The organism is Roseovarius mucosus (assembly GCF_002080415.1).
Classification (GTDB): Bacteria; Pseudomonadota; Alphaproteobacteria; order Rhodobacterales; family Rhodobacteraceae; genus Roseovarius; species Roseovarius mucosus_A.
Genome location: NZ_CP020474.1, coordinates 3,491,900 through 3,509,892, shown reverse-complemented (window position 1 = coordinate 3,509,892; position 17,993 = coordinate 3,491,900). Strand labels below are relative to the sequence as shown.

18 protein-coding genes are annotated in these 17,993 nt (G+C 61.8%); 13 read left to right on the top strand and 5 right to left on the bottom strand.

Going from position 1 to position 17,993, the window contains the following annotated elements:
- Positions 1–78 precede the first annotated feature (78 nt).
- From ROSMUCSMR3_RS16735 to ROSMUCSMR3_RS16700, 8 genes are read left to right on the top strand one after another with little or no spacing between them, the layout of a single operon-like run.
- The gene (locus tag ROSMUCSMR3_RS16735; RefSeq protein ID WP_081508050.1) at positions 79–465 is read left to right on the top strand and encodes a hypothetical protein; all 387 of its coding nucleotides are present in this window, start codon (positions 79–81) and stop codon (positions 463–465) included.
- A complete protein-coding gene (locus ROSMUCSMR3_RS16730; RefSeq protein WP_081508049.1) occupies positions 462–2,690 on the top strand; it encodes a NosR/NirI family protein in 2,229 nt (742 codons plus the stop codon). Before ROSMUCSMR3_RS16735 ends, ROSMUCSMR3_RS16730 begins: the two co-directional genes overlap by 4 nt.
- 2 nt (positions 2,691–2,692) lie before the next feature.
- Complete coding sequence (gene nosZ / locus ROSMUCSMR3_RS16725; RefSeq protein WP_081508048.1) at positions 2,693–4,645, top strand: TAT-dependent nitrous-oxide reductase; 1,953 nt, start codon at positions 2,693–2,695, stop codon at positions 4,643–4,645.
- 3 nt (positions 4,646–4,648) lie between these two features.
- The gene (locus ROSMUCSMR3_RS16720; protein ID WP_081508047.1) at positions 4,649–5,983 is read left to right on the top strand and encodes a nitrous oxide reductase family maturation protein NosD; all 1,335 of its coding nucleotides are present in this window, start codon (positions 4,649–4,651) and stop codon (positions 5,981–5,983) included.
- Positions 5,952–6,845 carry an ABC transporter ATP-binding protein gene (locus ROSMUCSMR3_RS16715; RefSeq protein ID WP_081508046.1) on the top strand — a complete coding sequence of 298 codons (894 nt, stop codon included), beginning with the start codon at positions 5,952–5,954 and terminating at the stop codon, positions 6,843–6,845. Before ROSMUCSMR3_RS16720 ends, ROSMUCSMR3_RS16715 begins: the two co-directional genes overlap by 32 nt.
- Positions 6,842–7,675 carry an ABC transporter permease gene (locus tag ROSMUCSMR3_RS16710; RefSeq protein WP_008280098.1) on the top strand — a complete coding sequence of 278 codons (834 nt, stop codon included), beginning with the start codon at positions 6,842–6,844 and terminating at the stop codon, positions 7,673–7,675. The genes ROSMUCSMR3_RS16715 and ROSMUCSMR3_RS16710 overlap by 4 nt, the downstream gene beginning before the upstream one ends.
- A complete protein-coding gene (locus tag ROSMUCSMR3_RS16705) occupies positions 7,672–8,244 on the top strand; it encodes a nitrous oxide reductase accessory protein NosL (RefSeq protein WP_081508045.1) in 573 nt (190 codons plus the stop codon). The genes ROSMUCSMR3_RS16710 and ROSMUCSMR3_RS16705 overlap by 4 nt, the downstream gene beginning before the upstream one ends.
- Before the next feature lies 1 nt (position 8,245).
- A complete protein-coding gene (locus ROSMUCSMR3_RS16700) occupies positions 8,246–9,160 on the top strand; it encodes an FAD:protein FMN transferase (RefSeq protein WP_081508044.1) in 915 nt (304 codons plus the stop codon).
- Between the two features lie 6 nt (positions 9,161–9,166).
- Here the strand turns inward: ROSMUCSMR3_RS16700 and ROSMUCSMR3_RS16695 are convergent, their stop codons facing one another.
- Positions 9,167–9,625, bottom strand: coding sequence for a GatB/YqeY domain-containing protein (locus ROSMUCSMR3_RS16695; RefSeq protein WP_008280095.1), 459 nt, complete (start codon positions 9,623–9,625; stop codon positions 9,167–9,169).
- Between the two features lie 163 nt (positions 9,626–9,788).
- Between ROSMUCSMR3_RS16695 and carA the strand changes: the two genes are divergently transcribed.
- Positions 9,789–10,937: a glutamine-hydrolyzing carbamoyl-phosphate synthase small subunit gene (carA, locus tag ROSMUCSMR3_RS16690; RefSeq protein WP_008280094.1), complete on the top strand. Its 1,149-nt coding sequence runs from the start codon at positions 9,789–9,791 to the stop codon at positions 10,935–10,937.
- Positions 10,938–11,032: 95 nt separating this feature from the next.
- On the top strand, positions 11,033–12,967 hold the full coding sequence (locus tag ROSMUCSMR3_RS16685; RefSeq protein ID WP_081508043.1) for a glycosyltransferase family 2 protein: 1,935 nt from the start codon (positions 11,033–11,035) through the stop codon (positions 12,965–12,967).
- On the opposite strand, the gene ROSMUCSMR3_RS16680 is transcribed toward ROSMUCSMR3_RS16685, so the two are convergent.
- Positions 12,908–13,558, bottom strand: a complete 651-nt coding sequence (locus ROSMUCSMR3_RS16680; RefSeq protein ID WP_008280092.1) for a GntR family transcriptional regulator — start codon at positions 13,556–13,558, stop codon at positions 12,908–12,910. The two genes, ROSMUCSMR3_RS16685 and ROSMUCSMR3_RS16680, sit on opposite strands and share 60 nt — an antisense overlap.
- 102 nt (positions 13,559–13,660) lie before the next feature.
- Here ROSMUCSMR3_RS16680 and ROSMUCSMR3_RS16675 point away from each other — a divergent pair, with 102 nt between their 5' ends.
- The 3 genes from ROSMUCSMR3_RS16675 to ROSMUCSMR3_RS16665 all read left to right on the top strand — a co-directional run bounded on the left by ROSMUCSMR3_RS16675 (position 13,661) and on the right by ROSMUCSMR3_RS16665 (position 15,847).
- On the top strand, positions 13,661–14,305 hold the full coding sequence (locus ROSMUCSMR3_RS16675; protein WP_081508657.1) for a pyrimidine 5'-nucleotidase: 645 nt from the start codon (positions 13,661–13,663) through the stop codon (positions 14,303–14,305).
- Between the two features lie 86 nt (positions 14,306–14,391).
- The gene (locus tag ROSMUCSMR3_RS16670; RefSeq protein ID WP_081508042.1) at positions 14,392–14,610 is read left to right on the top strand and encodes a hypothetical protein; all 219 of its coding nucleotides are present in this window, start codon (positions 14,392–14,394) and stop codon (positions 14,608–14,610) included.
- A 34-nt stretch (positions 14,611–14,644) separates the two neighbouring features.
- The gene (locus tag ROSMUCSMR3_RS16665) at positions 14,645–15,847 is read left to right on the top strand and encodes a UbiH/UbiF family hydroxylase (RefSeq protein WP_081508041.1); all 1,203 of its coding nucleotides are present in this window, start codon (positions 14,645–14,647) and stop codon (positions 15,845–15,847) included.
- 3 nt (positions 15,848–15,850) lie between these two features.
- Here ROSMUCSMR3_RS16665 and ROSMUCSMR3_RS16660 read toward each other — a convergent pair whose 3' ends face one another.
- From ROSMUCSMR3_RS16660 to ROSMUCSMR3_RS16650, 3 genes are all read right to left on the bottom strand, one after another.
- On the bottom strand, positions 15,851–16,978 hold the full coding sequence (locus ROSMUCSMR3_RS16660; protein WP_008280088.1) for an aminotransferase class V-fold PLP-dependent enzyme: 1,128 nt from the start codon (positions 16,976–16,978) through the stop codon (positions 15,851–15,853).
- Positions 16,979–17,042: 64 nt separating this feature from the next.
- The gene (locus ROSMUCSMR3_RS16655) at positions 17,043–17,501 is read right to left on the bottom strand and encodes an Lrp/AsnC family transcriptional regulator (RefSeq protein ID WP_081508040.1); all 459 of its coding nucleotides are present in this window, start codon (positions 17,499–17,501) and stop codon (positions 17,043–17,045) included.
- Positions 17,498–17,953: an Lrp/AsnC family transcriptional regulator gene (locus ROSMUCSMR3_RS16650; RefSeq protein ID WP_081508656.1), complete on the bottom strand. Its 456-nt coding sequence runs from the start codon at positions 17,951–17,953 to the stop codon at positions 17,498–17,500. Before ROSMUCSMR3_RS16650 ends, ROSMUCSMR3_RS16655 begins: the two co-directional genes overlap by 4 nt.
- Positions 17,954–17,993 lie beyond the last annotated feature (40 nt).

Below are 17,993 nucleotides of genomic sequence, written 5' to 3'. Positions count from 1 at the left end.
TCACGTCTCATCACAAAAGAGTTATTTCATTTGACCCATATCAAGGTCGGGCTCTGCGACTCACGACATGCTGGCCCAATGATACGGAAATACGCCCTCTTTCTGCTGACCAGCCTCCTTGCGCTCTCCTTGGCGTTGGGCGCTTTGACTGCGGGCCGGGCAGCAGGTCTTGCCGCGTTCAAGGCCACTCTGACGCAGATGGTGATCTGCGCGGGGGCCGAGGGTGAGAAAACCGTGCATCTTGCCCGCGATGGCACGCCGGTAAACCTGCCGCATTGCGAAAAGATACTTTGCGACGAGTGTTTGCAGACCGGCTCTCACGTCTTGCTCACCGCAGAGTTCGAGCTTGGCGCGCAGCGCGTGACGGCTGCTGACCGGGATCAGCCCGGCGCAGACCTGCATCATCCCGAAATGATCCTGACCGCTCAAAGCCGCGCACCCCCGGCGGCAAAGGCGACAGCATGAAAGACCCCCTGATGCCCCTTGCTCTCTTCTTGCGCCTGCGCGCGTTCGGCCTTTTGGCACGTATCGCCGCCTTCTGGATCGCTCTGCTGGTTTTGGCCCCGGCGGTTCAGGCGCAATCCCCCTATCTTGAAACATATCTGGCCAAAGTGCCCGCCGCGACGCTGGTCGAGGGTGCAGACAGCTATGGCGCAATGCGCAGCGACTTGCCCGTGGCCCCGGTGCTGCGTGGCGGAGAAACAATTGGCTGGGCTTTCATCACGTCCGATTTCGTGGGCACCACCGGCTATTCCGGCAAGCCCATCCATGTGATGGTCGCCGTCGGACTGGATGCCAAGCTGACCGGCGTAAAGCTGGTCAAACATTCAGAACCCATTGTCCTCATCGGTATCCCCGAGGCCAAGGTATCCAAACTGGTTGCGGATTTCGTGGGCCTTGATCTGGTGGCCGAGGCCGAAGCAGGCGGATCGGGGCATGAGCTCGACATCATCTCGGGCGCGACGGTCACGATCATGGTGATCGACGATTCGATCACCCGTTCGGGCATCCGTGTCGCCCGCGCGCTAGGGCTGGGGGGGCTTGCGCCACTCGCGGCCCACACCGGCCCAACATTCGAGCTGAACCCTGATGCGCAGGCGGCCAGCGATTGGTTTACCCTGACCGGCGATGGCACGCTGCGCCGCATGTCGCTGGATGTGGGGCAAGTCAACGCCGCCTTTGCCGCGATGGATGATCCCCGCGCCGCTGCCCGCCCGATCACCGCGCCCGAGGACGACACCTATATCGACATGTATGCCACACTCATCAGCGTGCCTGCCATCGGGCGGCAACTGCTGGGCGAGGCGGAATTCGCCAATCTCGCCGACTGGCTGGACGAGGGGGAACACGCCATTCTGGTCGCCGCCCGTGGTCTCTATTCCTTCAAGGGGTCGGGCTATGTGCGGGGCGGGGTGTTTGATCGCATCATTCTGGTGCAGGGCGAAGATTCCGTGCGGTTCCGCGACCGGGGCCACCGCCGCGTGGGCGAGATCATGGCCGATGGCGCGCCCGCGCTCTCGGAAATGGACATCTTCAAAATCCCCGCCGATGCTGGCTTTGACCCCGCAGAGCCGTGGCGCCTGCAACTTTTGGCGCAGCGCGATGTCGCGGCCATCGAGAGGGTCTTTACCACCTTCGATCTGGGCTATCAGTTGCCGGCCGCCTACCTGCGCCCGGTGGCCGCCCCGACACCAGCACCGCCGCTGGCGCAAGAGACCGCAAGCGAGAGCGCCGCGCAAACCGCCCTCTGGTCCCGGATCTGGCGCGACAAGACCGTCGAAATCGTGGGCCTTGGCGTGATGCTGACAGTTCTCACGCTCGCGTTCTTCTTTCAAAGCTTTCTGGTGCGCTCCGAACGGGTCACAACCTGGTTCCGCATGGGATTTCTCACCGTCACGCTGGTCTTTCTGGGCTGGTATGCCAATGCGCAGCTGTCGGTCGTCAACCTCATGGCGCTCTTTGGCGCGCTGACCTCGGATTTCAGCTGGCAGGCGTTTTTGCTTGATCCGCTGACCTTTATCCTGTGGTTCGCTGTCGCCGCCGCGCTGATCTTTTGGGGGCGCGGGGCCTATTGCGGCTGGCTTTGCCCCTTCGGCGCGCTGCAAGAGCTGACAAATCGCATCGCGCGCAAACTGGGCGTGCCGCAATGGACCCTGCCTTGGGGCCTGCATGAACGCCTCTGGCCGATCAAATACATGATCTTTCTTGGCCTTTTCGGGGTCTCATTGGCCTCGATCGAACAGGCCGAACATCTGGCCGAGATCGAGCCGTTCAAAACCGCCATCGTGCTCAAATTCGCGCGTGCCTGGCCCTTTGTCGCCTATGCATTGGCCCTTTTGGCGGCAGGCCTCTTTGTCGAGCGGTTCTACTGCCGCTACCTCTGCCCGCTTGGTGCCGCACTCGCGATCCCTGCCCGCCTGCGCATGTTCGATTGGCTCAAGCGCTACCGCGAATGCGGCAACCCCTGCCAGACCTGCGCCCATGAATGCATGGTTCAGGCCATCCATCCCACTGGCGAGATCAACCCGAACGAGTGCCTGAACTGTCTGCACTGTCAGGTCCTCTACCAGTCGGAAGCCAAATGTCCGGTCGTCATCAAGAACGTGAAGCGCCGCAAGAGCGCCTCTGAAAGCGCAGCAGCGCTGGACCGGATGATCGCAAACCACCCCAACATGAAGAAAGGACAATAATCATGTCAAACGATGTCAAGAAATCCGGGATCAGCCGCAGGGGCCTGTTGGGCGCCACTGCTGGCGGGGCTGCGGCCCTTGGGGCCATGGGTGCCTCGCGCATGGCGCTTTTGGGTGGGGCCGCCGGTGTGGCGACCGCCGCTGTAACCGCGCCGACCACTGCCAAAGCGGCTGCGGCCTCATCGCATCTGGCCCCCGGCGAACTCGATGAATATTACGGGTTCTGGTCTTCGGGTCAGACCGGCGAGGTGCGTATCCTCGGCATTCCGTCGATGCGTGAATTCATGCGAATTCCAGTGTTCAACCGCTGTTCGGCAACCGGCTGGGGTCAGACCAATGAATCCCTCAAGGTGCTGACCGAGGGCATGTCAGAGCGCACCAAGAACTACCTCGCGGCCAATGGCAAAAAGGTGCATGACAACGGCGACCTGCACCATGTCCACATGTCCTTTACCGAGGGCAAATATGACGGTCGCTTCCTCTTTATGAACGACAAGGCCAATACCCGCGTCGCGCGTGTGCGGCTGGACGTGATGAAGGCTGACAAGATCCTCGAAATCCCCAATGCCAAGGCGATCCACGGTCTGCGCCCGCAAAAATGGCCGCGCACCAACTATGTCTTTGCCAATGGCGAGGATGAGGGCCCGATGGTCAATGACGGCCAAATTCTGGATGACCCGTCGCAATATGTGAACTTCTACACCGCCATCGACGCGGACAAGATGGAAGTGGCGTGGCAGGTGATGGTCTCGGGCAACCTTGACAATACCGATGCCGATTACGACGGCAAGTATGCCTTCTCGACCTCTTACAACTCGGAAATGGGTATCTCGCTGCCTGAGATGACGGAAGCCGAGCGCGATCACGTCGTCGTCTTCAACCTTGCCGAAATCGAAAAAGGCATCGCGGCGGGCGATTTCATCGAATTGAACGGCGTCAAGGTGATCGACGGGCGCAAAGGCCAGAACAAGGACTATACGCGCTACATCCCCGTGCCAAACAACCCGCATGGCTGCAACATGGCACCAGACAAGATCCACCTCTGCATCGCCGGAAAACTCTCGCCTACTGTTTCGGTGATCGACGTGCGCAAGTTGGATGCCGTGTTCTACGAGGGGGCCGATCCACGCTCTGTCGTGGTGGCCGAGCCGGAATTGGGCCTCGGACCACTTCACACCGCCTTTGACGGCAAGGGCAACGCGCTGACCACGCTCTTTCTCGACAGTCAGGTGGTGATTTGGAACATTGAGGATGCAGTGCGGGCCTATGCGGGCGAAAACGTCGATCCGATCCGCTCCAAGGTGGATGTGCATTACCAGCCTGGCCACAACTCCACCTCCATGGGCGAGACGCTTGAGGCGGATGGTAAGTGGTTCATCTCGATGAACAAGTTTTCCAAGGATCGCTTTCTCAACGTCGGCCCTCTGAAACCCGAGAACGAGCAGCTTTTCTCGTTGGACGGCACCAACCTGACGCTCTTGCATGACAGCCCGACCTTTGCAGAACCGCATGACAGTATCATCGTCCACCGCTCTGTCGTGAACCCGCGCAATGCCTGGGACCGTAACGATCCGATGTGGGCTGATGCCCGCGCGCAGGCTGAAAAGGACGGGGTCAACATCGACGAATGGGCCGATACGATCATTCGCGATGGCAACAAAGTGCGTGTCTATATGTCGAGCGTGGCCCCCGCCTTCAGCATCGAAAGCTTTACCGTCAAAGAGGGCGATGAGGTGACGGTGATCATCACCAACCTCGATGACATCGACGATCTGACACATGGCTTCTGCATGGGCGATCACGGCGTGGCGATGGAACTTGCCCCGCAGGCCACCGCTTCGGCCACCTTTGTGGCGGCCAAGCCGGGGGTCTACTGGTATTATTGCCAGTGGTTCTGTCATGCGCTGCACATGGAAATGCGCGGTCGCATGTTCGTAGAACCGAAAGGCGCCTGAGCCATGCTGCGCCTCTTTCTCAGCCTGATCCTCTTGTGCGGCGCAGCGACCTTGGTCGGTGCGGCGGAACGCCGGGTGCCAGCCGAGACCGGGGCGCTTACCTCTGCCATCGCCGGGGCACTGCCCGGCGATGTGCTGACCCTTGAACCGGGCCTGCATGCGGGCCCGGTGACACTCGATCACGCTATTACCCTCGACGGGCAAGGCAAAGCCACCATCGACGCAGGCGGTGTTGGCAGCGTTGTCACCATCACCGGCAGCGATATCACCGTGCGCGGCCTCACCCTGACCGGATCGGGCAGCGATCACGACGCTATCGACAGCGGCGTTCAGATCACCCGGAGTGCCGCGCGCGTGCTGGTCGAAGACAACGACATCTTGGGCAATCTCTACGGCGTCGATGTGCATGGTCCCAAGAACGCCACCGTGCGCGGCAATCGCATTGTCGGGCGCACCGATCACCATATGAACAGCCGTGGCAATGGGGTTTATGTCTGGAACGCGCCGGGCACGATCATCGAGGATAACGACATCCGCCTTGGCCGTGACGGCATCTTTGTGAATGCCTCAAACGACGGCATCTTTCGCCGCAACCTGATGCGCGACCTGCGTTTTGCGGTGCATTACATGTATGCCAACAATTCCGAGGTGTCGGGCAATATCTCGATCGGCAACACCCTTGGCTTTGCGCTGATGTTCTCGAACCGCATTACCGTGCATGACAATCTCAGCCTCGCAGACCGCAGTCACGGCCTCATGCTCAACTACGCCAACAACGCCGATATTCGCGGCAATCTGGTGCGGGGCGGCGCAGAGAAATGCACGTTTATCTACAACGCTCACCGCAACCTCATCTATGACAACCGCTTTGAAGGCTGCGAGATCGGCATTCATTTCACCGCCGGATCGGAACGCAATGCGATCACCGGCAACGCCTTTGTCGGCAACCGGACGCAGGTGAAATACGTCGGCACCAAGAATGTGGAATGGAGCTATGACGGGCGCGGCAACTATTGGTCGGACCACCCCGCCTTTGATCTGGATGGCAATGGCATCGCCGATGCCAGCTTTCGCCCCAATGACCTGATGGACCACATCCTGTGGTCGCAACCCGCCGCCAGCCTCTTGATGGGCGCACCCGCCGTGCAGCTGATCCGCTGGAGCCAGAAACATTTCCCCGCCTCCCTGCCCGGTGGCGTGCTGGACAGCGCGCCCCTGATGCGGCCCGTCCTCGTGACAGTGCCGGATACTATCGCTGCAATGGAAGCTGAGGCCATGACCGCCGCACGCAACAGAAAGACAGATGATGCCCCGTTTGACCCTCTCGCAAGTCACTAAGCGCTACGATGGCGTCACCGCGCTTGATGCGGTGGACTTTACCGTTGCCCCCGGTGAACGGGTGGCGCTCCTTGGCCACAATGGCGCAGGCAAATCCACGTTGATGAAGATCGTCCTTGGCCTGATCCCCGCCACCTCTGGTCAGATCGAGGTGCTCGGGGCCGCCCCCGGCAGTCAGGCCGCCCGCGAGGGCACCGCCTATCTGCCGGAAAACGTGGCCTTTCACCCGGCCCTGACCGGTCTTGAACAAATCCGCCTCTACCTGCGCCTGCGCGGTTGCGATCCGGCGCAGGCGATGGGCCTTTTGGAGCGTGTGGGATTGGGCGAGGCCGCCCGCCGCCGCATCGGCACCTATTCCAAGGGCATGCGCCAGCGTGTCGGGCTGGCTCAGGCCCTCATCGGCCAACCTCGCCTCTTGATCCTTGATGAGCCGACCAGTGGTCTCGACCCGGTGTCGCGCCGCGAGTTCTACGCCATCCTCGACGGTCTCGCCGCAGAAGGTGCTGCAATCCTGCTCTCTTCCCATGCCCTGACCGAGGTCGAGGCCCGCACCGACCGGATCGTGATCCTATCCAAGGGGCGGCTCATGGCCAATGACACGCTGCATGCCCTGCGCCGTCAGGCCGCGCTGCCAATTCGGCTGCAAATCTCGGCACGCCCGGGGGCGGCGGATCAGGTGGCGGCGCAACTGTCTGGAGGGCGGCGCAACGGCGTCATGGTCGATCTGACCTGCGCCCATGACGAGAAGCTGACCCGCCTTGGCCATATTGCTGCGCTGAAAGGGCTGATTGAGGACGTCGAAATCATCCCGCCCAGCCTTGAAGACCTCTACAGCCATTTCAGCCGGAGAGATGACCAATGACCGCATTCTTTCGCCCCGTCTTCGCCCTTGGCACCACCGAATTCCGCATCGCGCTGCGCAATCGTTGGGTGACGATCACCGTTGCGTTGATGGCGCTCTTTGCACTTGTCCTCTCGGCGGCGGGCAGCGCCCCAACCGGCGACGTGGGCGTGGATGCGCTCTCGGTCACGGTGGCAAGCCTGACGTCTCTTGGCGTCTATCTCGTGCCGTTGATGGCGCTTTTGATGTCCTTTGACGCCGTGGCAGGCGAGATCGAGCGCGGCACGCTTTCGCTGACGCTGACCTATCCGGTCTCTCGAACCGGCATCCTGATGGGCAAGTTCATCGCCCATCTGGCGGTGCTGACGATTGCCGTGGGCGCGGGCTATGGGTTGGCGGCCATCACCGCGCTTGCCACCGATCCCGAGGCGGTGACAGGCCTGCCCGCGCTTTTGCGCCTCTTCTGGTCCTCGATCCTGTTGGGGGCGGTGTTTCTCGCCTTGGGCTATGCGCTCTCGGCCATCGCGCGGCGTCCGGGGGCAGCGGCGGGGCTGGCAATCGGCGTCTGGCTGGCCTTGGTCGTGCTCTACGATCTGGGTCTTTTGGCGGCGGTCGTGGCAGATGGTGGCGGGGTCTTTACCGCCCGTGCCCTGCCGTGGCTTTTGCTGGCCAATCCCGCCGATGCCTTTCGCCTCTACAACCTTGCCGCATCCGAGGCGACGGCGGCGGCCTCTGGCCTTGGCGGGGCGGCCCAGACCATTCCCGCGGTCCATGCTTTGATCTCGGTCCTGCTTTGGCCCCTTGCTGCCTTTGGTCTGGCGGTCGCAGCGCTGCGGAGGGTCACACCATGAAATGGCTCCCATTCCTGTTCTTGCTCCTCGCCCTTGCCGCCTGCAAGGAAGAGGTGGCCACACGCCCTGACCCTGTGCCTTTGACGGCAGAGGCAACCGGACATTACTGCCAAATGGACCTGCTCGAGCATCCCGGCCCCAAGGCGCAGGTCCATCTTGAGGGTCTCGATCACCCGCTCTTCTTCAGTCAGGTGCGCGACGCCATCGCCTATCAACGCATGCCAGAACAAAGCCACGCCATAACGGCCATCTACGTCAACGACATGGCCGCCGCCGCCAGTTGGGACCAGCCCGGCGCCGAGAACTGGATCGACGCAACATCGGCCCATTACGTGGTCGGATCAACGGCAACGGGCGGCATGGACGCGCCCGAATTGGTGCCGTTTCTCGACGCCAAGGATGCTGCCGCCTTTGCCGATACGCGCGGCGGGCATGTTCTGCGGCTGGCCGAGGTGGCGGATATCGATGTGCTATCGGCCGTGCCAATCGCCACCGGCATCTCCGACCGCGCCGAAGACGAAGATTTCGAAGCACGGCTAAAACACCTGTCCCGCGAAAGGCAGAACTGACATGACCCTCTCCCGCCGCCGTTTTTTGACCATCTCTGCCGCAGCGCTTTCCTGTTCCCGCTCTGCTCAGGCCACACCCCTGCACCGCTGGCAGGGGATCGCCTTGGGTGCACGCGCCACGATCACGCTCAGCCACCCCGAGGCGGAGCGGATCACCGAAACCGCCCGCGCCGAGATCGAACGGCTGGAGCAGGTCTTCAGCCTCTACCGCAGCACCTCCGCGCTGAGCCAACTTAACGCCAGCGGGCACCTCGACGCACCACCTTTCGAGTTGTTGGATTGCCTATCCATCGCCGCCACAGCACATCACGCCACGGATGGGCTCTTTGATCCTACTGTTCAACCGCTTTGGGATCTCTACGCGCATAGCTATGGTGCAGGACATGCCCCGTCAGAGGCCGAGATTGCCAATGCCCGCGCCCATGGAACGTGGAGCGATCTGCGCTACAGCGCCACCGCCATCAATCTGCGGCCCGGTATGGCGCTCACGCTTAATGGCATCGCACAGGGCTATATCGCGGATCGCATCGCGCATCTTTTGCAGGCCGAAGGGCTGAGCGACATCTTGATCGACACCGGCGAGTTGCGCGCCCTTGGTGGGCATCCGGATGGCGGCGACTGGCCCGTGATCCTAGACACGCCCGGCCGCCCGCATCTGGGCCTGCGCGACCGCGCTCTGGCCTCCTCTGCCCCGCGTGGCACTGTCTTTGATGCAGAGGGCACAGCGGGTCATATCCTGGATCCCCGCACCGGCACCCCCGCTACGCCACGCTGGCACCTCATCAGCGTCACCGCACAAAGCGCCGCCATGGCTGATGCGCTCAGCACCGCCATGTGCCTGATGTCCGCCCAAGACATCAAACGGGCCGAATCTGCCATCTCTGGCGTCAGGGTGGTGCAGAGCGCCGCCGTCTGAGGCAGCTTACCCCAGCCGCGCCTTGACCTGCGGACCAACCGCGCCGAAATCCATCTGGCCCGCGTGGCGTTCCTTGAGCTTGCCCATGATCTTGCCCATGTCGCGGATCGTGGTGGCCCCCACATCGGCAATCGCCTTGTCGATTGCGGCGGCAATCTCGTCTTCGGCCAATTGGCGCGGCAGGAATTCTTCGATGATGCGGATCTCGTCGCGCTCGCGCTCGGCCAGATCAAGCCGCCCACCCTCTTCATAGGCGCGCACGCTCTCGTTGCGCTGCTTGGTCATCTTGGCGAGAATGGCCATGATTTCCGCGTCTCCGACCGGGATAGTCCCGTCCGCGCTGCGCCCGGCAATCTCTTGATCCTTGATCGCCGCGTTGATCAGACGCAAGGTCGCCAAACGGCCTGCCGCCTTGTCGCGCATCGCCTGTTTCAGGGCCTGATCGACCCGTGCCCGCAGTTCCATTCCGTTTCATCCCCATGATCGTCACAAGAGCGGGAGCCTAGCGCCAAGCGTGGGCGATGGCAACCGCCGTGCTGGTCGCCCCAGCACCGCGATCAGACCCTTGACCCGCCCCCAGCCCACCCGTAGGTATGCGCAAATTTGCCCGAGCCGGAGACTCGCCCCCATGGCCCAAGCGTCCACCCCCCGTCCGACCGCCTGCCTAGCCCTTGCCGATGGCTCGCTGTTCTATGGCTACGGGTTCGGCGCGGTCGGCGTGACCACAGCGGAACTCTGCTTCAACACGGCGATGACCGGCTATCAAGAGATCATGACCGATCCCAGCTATGCCGGACAAATCGTGACCTTCACCTTTCCGCATATCGGCAATACCGGCGTGAACATCGAAGACGACGAAACCGCCGAGCCGGTAGCCGAAGGCATGGTGGTCAAATGGGACCCGACCGAGCCGAGCAACTGGCGGGCGCAGGAACATTTGACAAGCTGGCTTGCACGGCGGGGCCGCATCGCGATTGGCGGCATCGACACCCGCCGCCTGACTCGTGCGATCCGTCAGCAGGGCGCGCCGCATGTGGCCCTTGCCCATGATCCCAACGGCAAATTCGATGTCGAGGCTCTGGTGGGACGTGCGCGCAGCTTTGCCGGGCTCGAAGGCATGGATTTGGCCAAGGATGTGACCTGCGCGCAGTCTTATCGGTGGGACGAAATGCGGTGGGCCTGGCCTGAGGGCTATCTGCGCCAAACCGACGCGCGTCACAAGGTTGTTGCGGTCGACTACGGTGCCAAGCGCAATATCCTGCGCTGTTTGGCAAGCGCAGGATGCGATGTGACCGTGCTGCCCGCAAGCGCCACCGCCGAGGATGTGTTGGCCCATTCCCCCGATGGCGTGTTCCTGTCCAACGGCCCCGGCGACCCGGCGGCCACGGGCAAATATGCCGTGCCCATGATCCAAGGTGTGCTTGAGGCGGGGCTGCCGCTCTTTGGCATTTGCCTTGGGCATCAGATGCTGGCCTTGGCGCTTGGGGCACAGACCATCAAGATGAACCACGGCCACCACGGTGCCAACCACCCGGTCAAGGATCTGGAAACCGGCAAGGTGGAAATCACGTCGATGAATCACGGCTTTGCCGTCGACAGCCAGACCCTGCCCACCGGCGTGGTCGAGACGCATGTCTCTTTGTTTGATGGATCAAACTGCGGTATCCGCATCAAGGATCGTCCGGTCTTTTCGGTGCAGCACCACCCCGAAGCCAGCCCCGGTCCGCAAGATAGCTTTTACCTGTTTGAGCGATTCGCGGCCTCTATGGCCAAATAAGTCCGAATAATCCTTCGGCTGTTAACCTGTCGTTAAAACATCGTTAACCAAGCGCGCCCTAGTCTTTCCTCAGCCGCAAGGGGAAAGGTCGCGATATGGGAATTTCCGAACTGCGTCACATGCGGGCGCAAGGGTCTGGCGCGCGGGTGCCGATCAACCCACTGGGCCGCGAATTGGTGCGCGCCGGTAAGATCAGCCGCTCGGATGCCACGCTGGCCGAATTGGTGCGGCGGCATTGCGACACGTCGCTCGACCGCATTCTTCAAGCCGAGGGGCTGGCCACGGAAGACGACTTGCTCGCCGCCCACGCCCGCCGCCTCTCAAGCACGCGGCTGAGCGCCGAGGATGTGATGCGCGCAGAACTGGTTGAGTCCGGTCTTGATCCGCGATTTCTTTTGAAACATGGCGTGCTGCCGATCCAGTCCGCTGCTGGCGTTCCTGTTCTTGCCACTGGCGGGCCAGATAGCCTTGCCTCTCTGCGCCGCCCTGCCCTGCCTCGCAAGCTGGACCGCGCGCGCGTTGTGATGGCCCCGCGCCACGCGATACAGGACCGCATCGCGCATGAGCATCGCGACATCTTGCGCAGCATGGCCGAGGCGCGCGTGCCAGAGATCGAGAGTTGTCGAACCTGGGGTGCCCATCAAAACCGCCGCCTGCACCTGACGCTCGCGGCCCTTGCGGTGCTTGTGGCGCTCAGCCTCGCCTTTCCGATCACGGTTTTTTCCATCTTTGCGGTCTGGGCCTGCTTTACGCTCATCGTCTCTGCCGGGTTGAAAATCGCGGCCTTTGTAGCACAGACCTCTGGCCGCTCTGATGCGCCCCCCGCCCCTTCCTCGCCACGGCCCCTGCCCAAGGTATCAATCCTCGTACCGCTCTTTCGCGAAACCGAGATTGCCCATGCGCTTATCGCCCGCCTCAGTCGCCTGACATATCCGAAATGCCTGCTCGACGTGATCCTCGTGCTCGAGGAAGAAGACGCGCTGACCCGTCAGACATTGGCGGGAATTGATCTGCCGCCATGGGTGCGGCCCGTGATCGTACCCGATGGCAAACCACGCACCAAGCCGCGCGCGATGAACTACGCGCTAGATTTCTGTCAGGGCGACATCATTGGCATTTTCGACGCCGAGGATGCGCCCGAGGCCGATCAGATCACGATCATTGCGCGCCGCTTTCAGCAGGTACCCCGAGAGGTGGCCTGCCTTCAAGGCATTCTCGACTATTACAACCCCGGCCAAAACTGGCTGGCGCGCTGTTTCACCATCGAATACGCGGCATGGTTTCGCACCTTGATGCCGGGCATGGCGCGTCTCGGGCTGGCGATTCCCCTTGGCGGGACCACACTCTATTTCCGGCGTGACGTGCTCGAGGAATTGGGCGGATGGGACGCGCACAATGTGACCGAAGATGCCGACCTTGGCTTTCGCCTTGCCCGGCATGGCTATCGCACGGAGATGATCCATACAGTAACCGAGGAAGAGGCCAATTGCCGAGCCTGGCCTTGGATCAAACAGCGCTCTCGCTGGCTCAAGGGGTATATGACCACCTATCTGGTGCATATGCGGCAGCCCAGACTGCTTTATGCACAGCTTGGACCGCGCAAGTTCTGGGGGTTTCAGGCGCATTTCGTCTCGGCGCTTTCACAATTCCTGCTGGCACCGGTCCTTTGGTCCTTTTGGCTGGTTCTCTTTGGCTTGCCCCACCCGCTCGACACGGTCGTCCCACATGCGCTGCTGGTGGCGTTGGGCAGCCTGTTCTTGCTGGTAGAGGTTCTGAATGTCTCTATTCACATGGCTTCGGTCTCGGGGCCGCGACACCGGCATCTGATGGCATGGGCCCCGACGATGCATTTTTACACACCACTCGGGACAATTGCCGCCTATAAGGCCCTGTATGAGCTCATCTTAAAGCCATTCTTTTGGGACAAAACCACGCATGGCCTCTCGGTCACGGCGCGTGGTCAACCAAACTCAGACGGTGGATTTGACCTCTCCGGAATCAAGCTTGAGCCGGGTCACAAAGGCCTTTGAGATGTGATCCCTCAGGGCCTGCGCGGCCCCTGCACTATCATGTGCCTCAATCCCCGCCACGATCGCATCATGTTCGCGCAGCGCATCCTCATCCCGACCGACCGCCGCAAGAGACGTGGTCGCCAAAAGCGCCATGGATCGATGCACAAGGTCCAACTGTTGCACCAGAAAGCGGTTGTGCGAGGCAAGATGTATCTGCTTGTGAAACCGCCGATTGGCACGGGCGAGTTCCACCGGCTTGCCCAAGAGCGCGCGATCATCTTCCACCATATCCCGCAACACCCGCACCTCTTCGGGCGTGGCATGGCGCGCGGCCAGCTCTGCCGCCAGCCCCTCCAACTCTGCCCTCACCACATAAAGCTCGGCCAACTGATTGTAATCCAAAGAGGACACGATCAGGCTGCGCCCGTCGCGGGTGAGCATGGATTGCGTTTCAAGCCGCTGCAACGCCTCGCGGATGGGCGTGCGCGACACACCAAAGCGTTCGGCCAGATCGCTCTCGACCAGACGGTCTCCGGGTTTGAAGATGCCGACATCGATTGCCTCAAGGATCAACGAATAGGCATCTGTAGGGGGCGGTTTCATCGGCATGTCCGTTTGTTCTGTGCATTGGCTGGGAACCTTACGCGCTTTGAGCGCGGGATCAAGCCTTGGGCGATTGCGCGCAATGTCGCGCCCGCTTATATCAGCGCCATGCCCAAACCTGATTTCAACCATATCCGCACCTGGGTCTTTGACCTCGACAACACGCTATACCCGCCTTCTGCCCGCCTTTTCGATCAGATCGAGGCGCGGATGACCCGGTTTGTGATGGATATGCTGCGTGTCACCCATGCCGAGGCAGACCGGCTGCGACATGACTATTGGCGTGAACATGGCACGACGCTGGCGGGGCTGATGCGGCTGCATGATCTCGATCCCGGCCCTTATCTTGAGGCGGTGCATGACATTTCGCTCGATAAGCTGGAACCGGATGCCGCGCTCAATACCGCCATTCGCGCCCTGCCGGGGCGCAAGATCGTCTATACCAACGGCTCTGCCCCCTATGCCGAGCGGGTGATCGCGGCGCGCGGGCTTTTGGGGGCGTTTGACGCCGTTTACGGCGTGGAACACGCAGGCTACCGGCCCAAACCGGAACCCGAGGCGTTTCGGACCATTCTGACACGAGACCAGAGCGCCCCCGATACAGCCGCCATGTTCGAGGATGAGCCCCGCAATCTCGCGGCCCCGCATGCCATGGGAATGCGAACCGTGCATGTCGCCCCCGAGCGGATCGAAGCCGAACACATCCATCACCACACCGATGATCTGCGCGGGTTTCTGGCGCGGCTCATCTAAGCGCTGCGGCGATACGTCCCTTTGATCGCGGGGGGCGGGACATATTTATGCATCACAAGAGTAATCTTTGATCCATGAGGCCCGCCATGACCGCGACGACAGCCCCCACCACTGCCGCCCACAACACCGCCAAAAGCCATGATCCCGATGCCGCCGCCGTTGGCCCGATCCTGCTCAGCGTGGCGGTTTTTCTGGCGGGATGGGCGACGAGCATTGCGATCTGGGGCATTCCGGGGCTTTATATCCCGGCACTGGCGCTGGTTCCGGTCATCTGGGTGATGCTGATCCTGATTTCTCGGGGCTGAGCCGACGCTAGATCCCATTTCGGAGACTTTGAGAATGACGCAGGCGTCGTATGATATCGTGGTTTCAGGCGGCGGTGTTGCTGGCCTGACCGCGGCTGCCGTCTTTGGCAGCGCGGGGTTTTCGGTGCTTTGCGTCGATCCAGCCCCGCCTGTGACGGCGCGCGATGCGGCTGGATCAGACCTGCGCACCACAGCGTTCTTGCAGCCGGCGCAGGCGCTCCTTGATCGGGCGGGCCTTTGGGCACGTCTCGCACCACATGCCACGGACCTGCAAGTGATGCGGATCGTCGATGCGGGTGGCGAATTGCCCGAACCCCGCGTCGTGCGTGAATTCAACGCCAGCGATATTTCCGAGCGCCCTTTTGGTTGGAACCTGCCCAATTGGCTTTTGCGCCGTGAAATGGTGGCGCATCTGGAAAGCCTGCCCTCGGTCACGTTCAAACCCGGCACCGGCACCGCCACGCTCTTTACCCGCGAAGCCGAGGCGCGCGTGGGGCTGAGCGACGGCACCCGGGTGCGATGCCGCTTGGTGATCGCCGCCGATGGGCGGGGCTCTCCTATCCGCGAGGCGGCCGGAATTCACGTCAAAACAACGCGTTACGGTCAAAAGGCGCTTGCCTTTGCCGTCACCCACCCAATCCCGCATGACAATGTCTCGACCGAAATCCACCGTTCTGGCGGGCCGTTCACCCTTGTGCCCCTGCCCGATCACGACGGGCGGCCGTCCTCGGCCATCGTCTGGATGGAAGAAGGGCCAGAGGTTGCGCGTTTGGCCGCCCTGCCGGTGCCCGAATTCGAGTCTGCAATGAATGCGCGGTCTTGCCATCTTTTTGGCCCGCTGACATTGGCATCACACCGCACCGTCTGGCCGATCATCAGCCAAGTCGCAGAGCGCATGTCAGGCGAGCGCGTGGCGCTTGTCGCCGAGGCCGCGCATGTCGTACCACCGATTGGCGCGCAGGGCCTCAATATGTCGCTTGGCGATATGCGGGTGTTGCTGGAACTGGCCGAGGCGAACCCCGAGGCTTTGGGCGACCGCACCATGCTCGACACCTATCATCGTCGCAGGCATTTCGAGGTGCAGGCGCGCGTGACGGGGATCGACCTGCTCAATCGCGCGTCGATGCTGAGCACACAGCCATTGCGGGATGCGCGCGCACAGGCGCTGAGCGCGATTTACTCGCTGGCCCCAGTGCGCAAAACCCTGATGCAGATGGGTCTTGGCGCACGGGGCTAAGGCTCAGAGCACCTTGTCTAGGACCGTTTCAAGCCGCTTGAGTGCGGCGGGCACGTCATAGAGTTTATCCAGACCAAAAAGCCCAAGACGAAAGGTGCGAAAGCCCTCGGGCTCGCCCACTTGCAACGGCACGCCGGCGGCAATCTGCATACCTTCTGCCATGAATTTCTTGCCGTTCTGTATATCGGGATCGCTGGTGTAGCTGACGACAACGCCGGGCGCGCCAAAGCCTTCGGCGGCGACAGAGGTCACGCCGCGCGCGGCCAGCATCGCCCGCACGCCATTGCCCAAGTCCCATTGCGCATCGCGCAGCCGCTCGAACCCATAATCGCGGGTCTCGATCATCGTGTCGCGGAAGCCGCGCAGCGCGTCGGTGGGCATGGTCGCGTGATAGGCATGGCCGCCATTTTCATAGGCCTGCATAATCGCGCGCCATTTCTTGAGGTCGAGCGCAAAACTGTCGGACGTCGTTTCTTCCAGCCGTTCCAGCGCGCGCGCCGAAAGCATCACCAAACCGGCAGAAGGCGAGGCCGACCACCCTTTTTGCGGCGCGGAAATCAGCACATCAACGCCCGTCGCGCGCATATCAACCCAAGCGCAGCCCGAAGCGATGCAATCCAGCACCAAGAGCGCGCCCACCTCATGCGCCGCATTGGCCAAGGCGGTGATGTAATCGTCAGGCAGGATCAACCCCGCCGAGGTTTCCACATGCGGGGCAAAGACCACGTCGGGCTTTGCTTCATGGATTTTTGCCACGACCTCTTCGATGGGGGCCGGGGCAAAGGGCGTGGTCGCCCCGTTGCCAGTTTGCCGGGCCATGCAGACGGTGGTGTCAGAGGTGAACTGTCCTGCGTCGAAAATCTGGCTCCAGCGAAACGAGAACCAGCCGTTGCGCACGACAAGCGCATGTGCGCCACGGCCAAACTGCCGGGCGACAGATTCCATCGCATAAGACCCGCCACCGGGCACTAGCGCCACCGCATCCGCGGCGTAGACATCCTTGAGCATGGATGAAATGTCGCACATAACCTCTTGAAAAGAGGCAGACATATGGTTGAGCGAGCGATCAGTGAACACCACCGAATACTCCAAAAGTCCATCGGGATCGACATGGTCAAGCAGGGCCGTCATGGAATGTCTCCTCTATCTTGCGGGCAAGATGGCGCGGGTTCACCCATAAGTCCAGTGCGGCACGTCATCCGATGGGGCCGGGGCGGCGCTCCTCGCTCAAAAGGACATTCGCCTCGACATCGCCCACCCCCGGCAGGGTCATGATCCGGCGGCGCAAAACACGTTCAAAATCAGAAATATCGCGCGCCACGACCCGCAAGCGATAATCGTAAAGGCCCAAGATATGCTCGACCGTCTGCACTTCAGGGATGGCGCTGACGGCGCGCTCGAAATCTTCCAGACTGACCCGGCCCTTGGTGGCAAGTTTGACGCCAAGGAATACCGAGACTCCGAAACCGAGCTTTTCGTGATCTAATTCAAGGCGTTGCCCCTTGATGACCCCCATATCGCGCAACCGTTGCAGGCGTCGCCATGTGGCGGGCTGAGACAGGCCAAGGGCGCGGCCAATCGCGCTTGCAGATTGAGTGGCATCGCGCACCATCTCGCGCAGGATCAGCCGGTCGAGGGTATCCAGCTCGATCACAGCGGCAGCACCTCGTCGGATTTGATCCGCGCCACATGCATCAGCGCCTCGATATCGGCGATATGCGGCAGGGTCAGGATGGCGCTGCGATAAAGCTGTTGGTAATGCGCCATATCGCGCGCAATGACCGAAAGGCGCAGATCAACACGGCCAAGAAATGTCTGTATTTCAATGACTTCAGGCACGTCTCTCGCGGCGTCGATGAACTCGTCAAAGGCGCGGGGCTGTGTTTTATCCAGCGTGATGCGCAACGACACCTCAACCTCATAGCCAAGCGCGCGCCAGTCGATTACGGCGCGGTTGGCCCGGATCACGCCCTCTTGTTGCATCCGCTCTAACCGGCGGGCGCAGGTTGCCGAGGTCACGCCCGCGCGCTCTGCAAGGTCCGACGCCCCAAGGGTGGGGGCATGTTGATAGTGGCGCAAGATGCGGCGATCAGTATCATCGAGCATAATTTCTTCCATATTCTAGCTTATGGAGAATGATTACGCT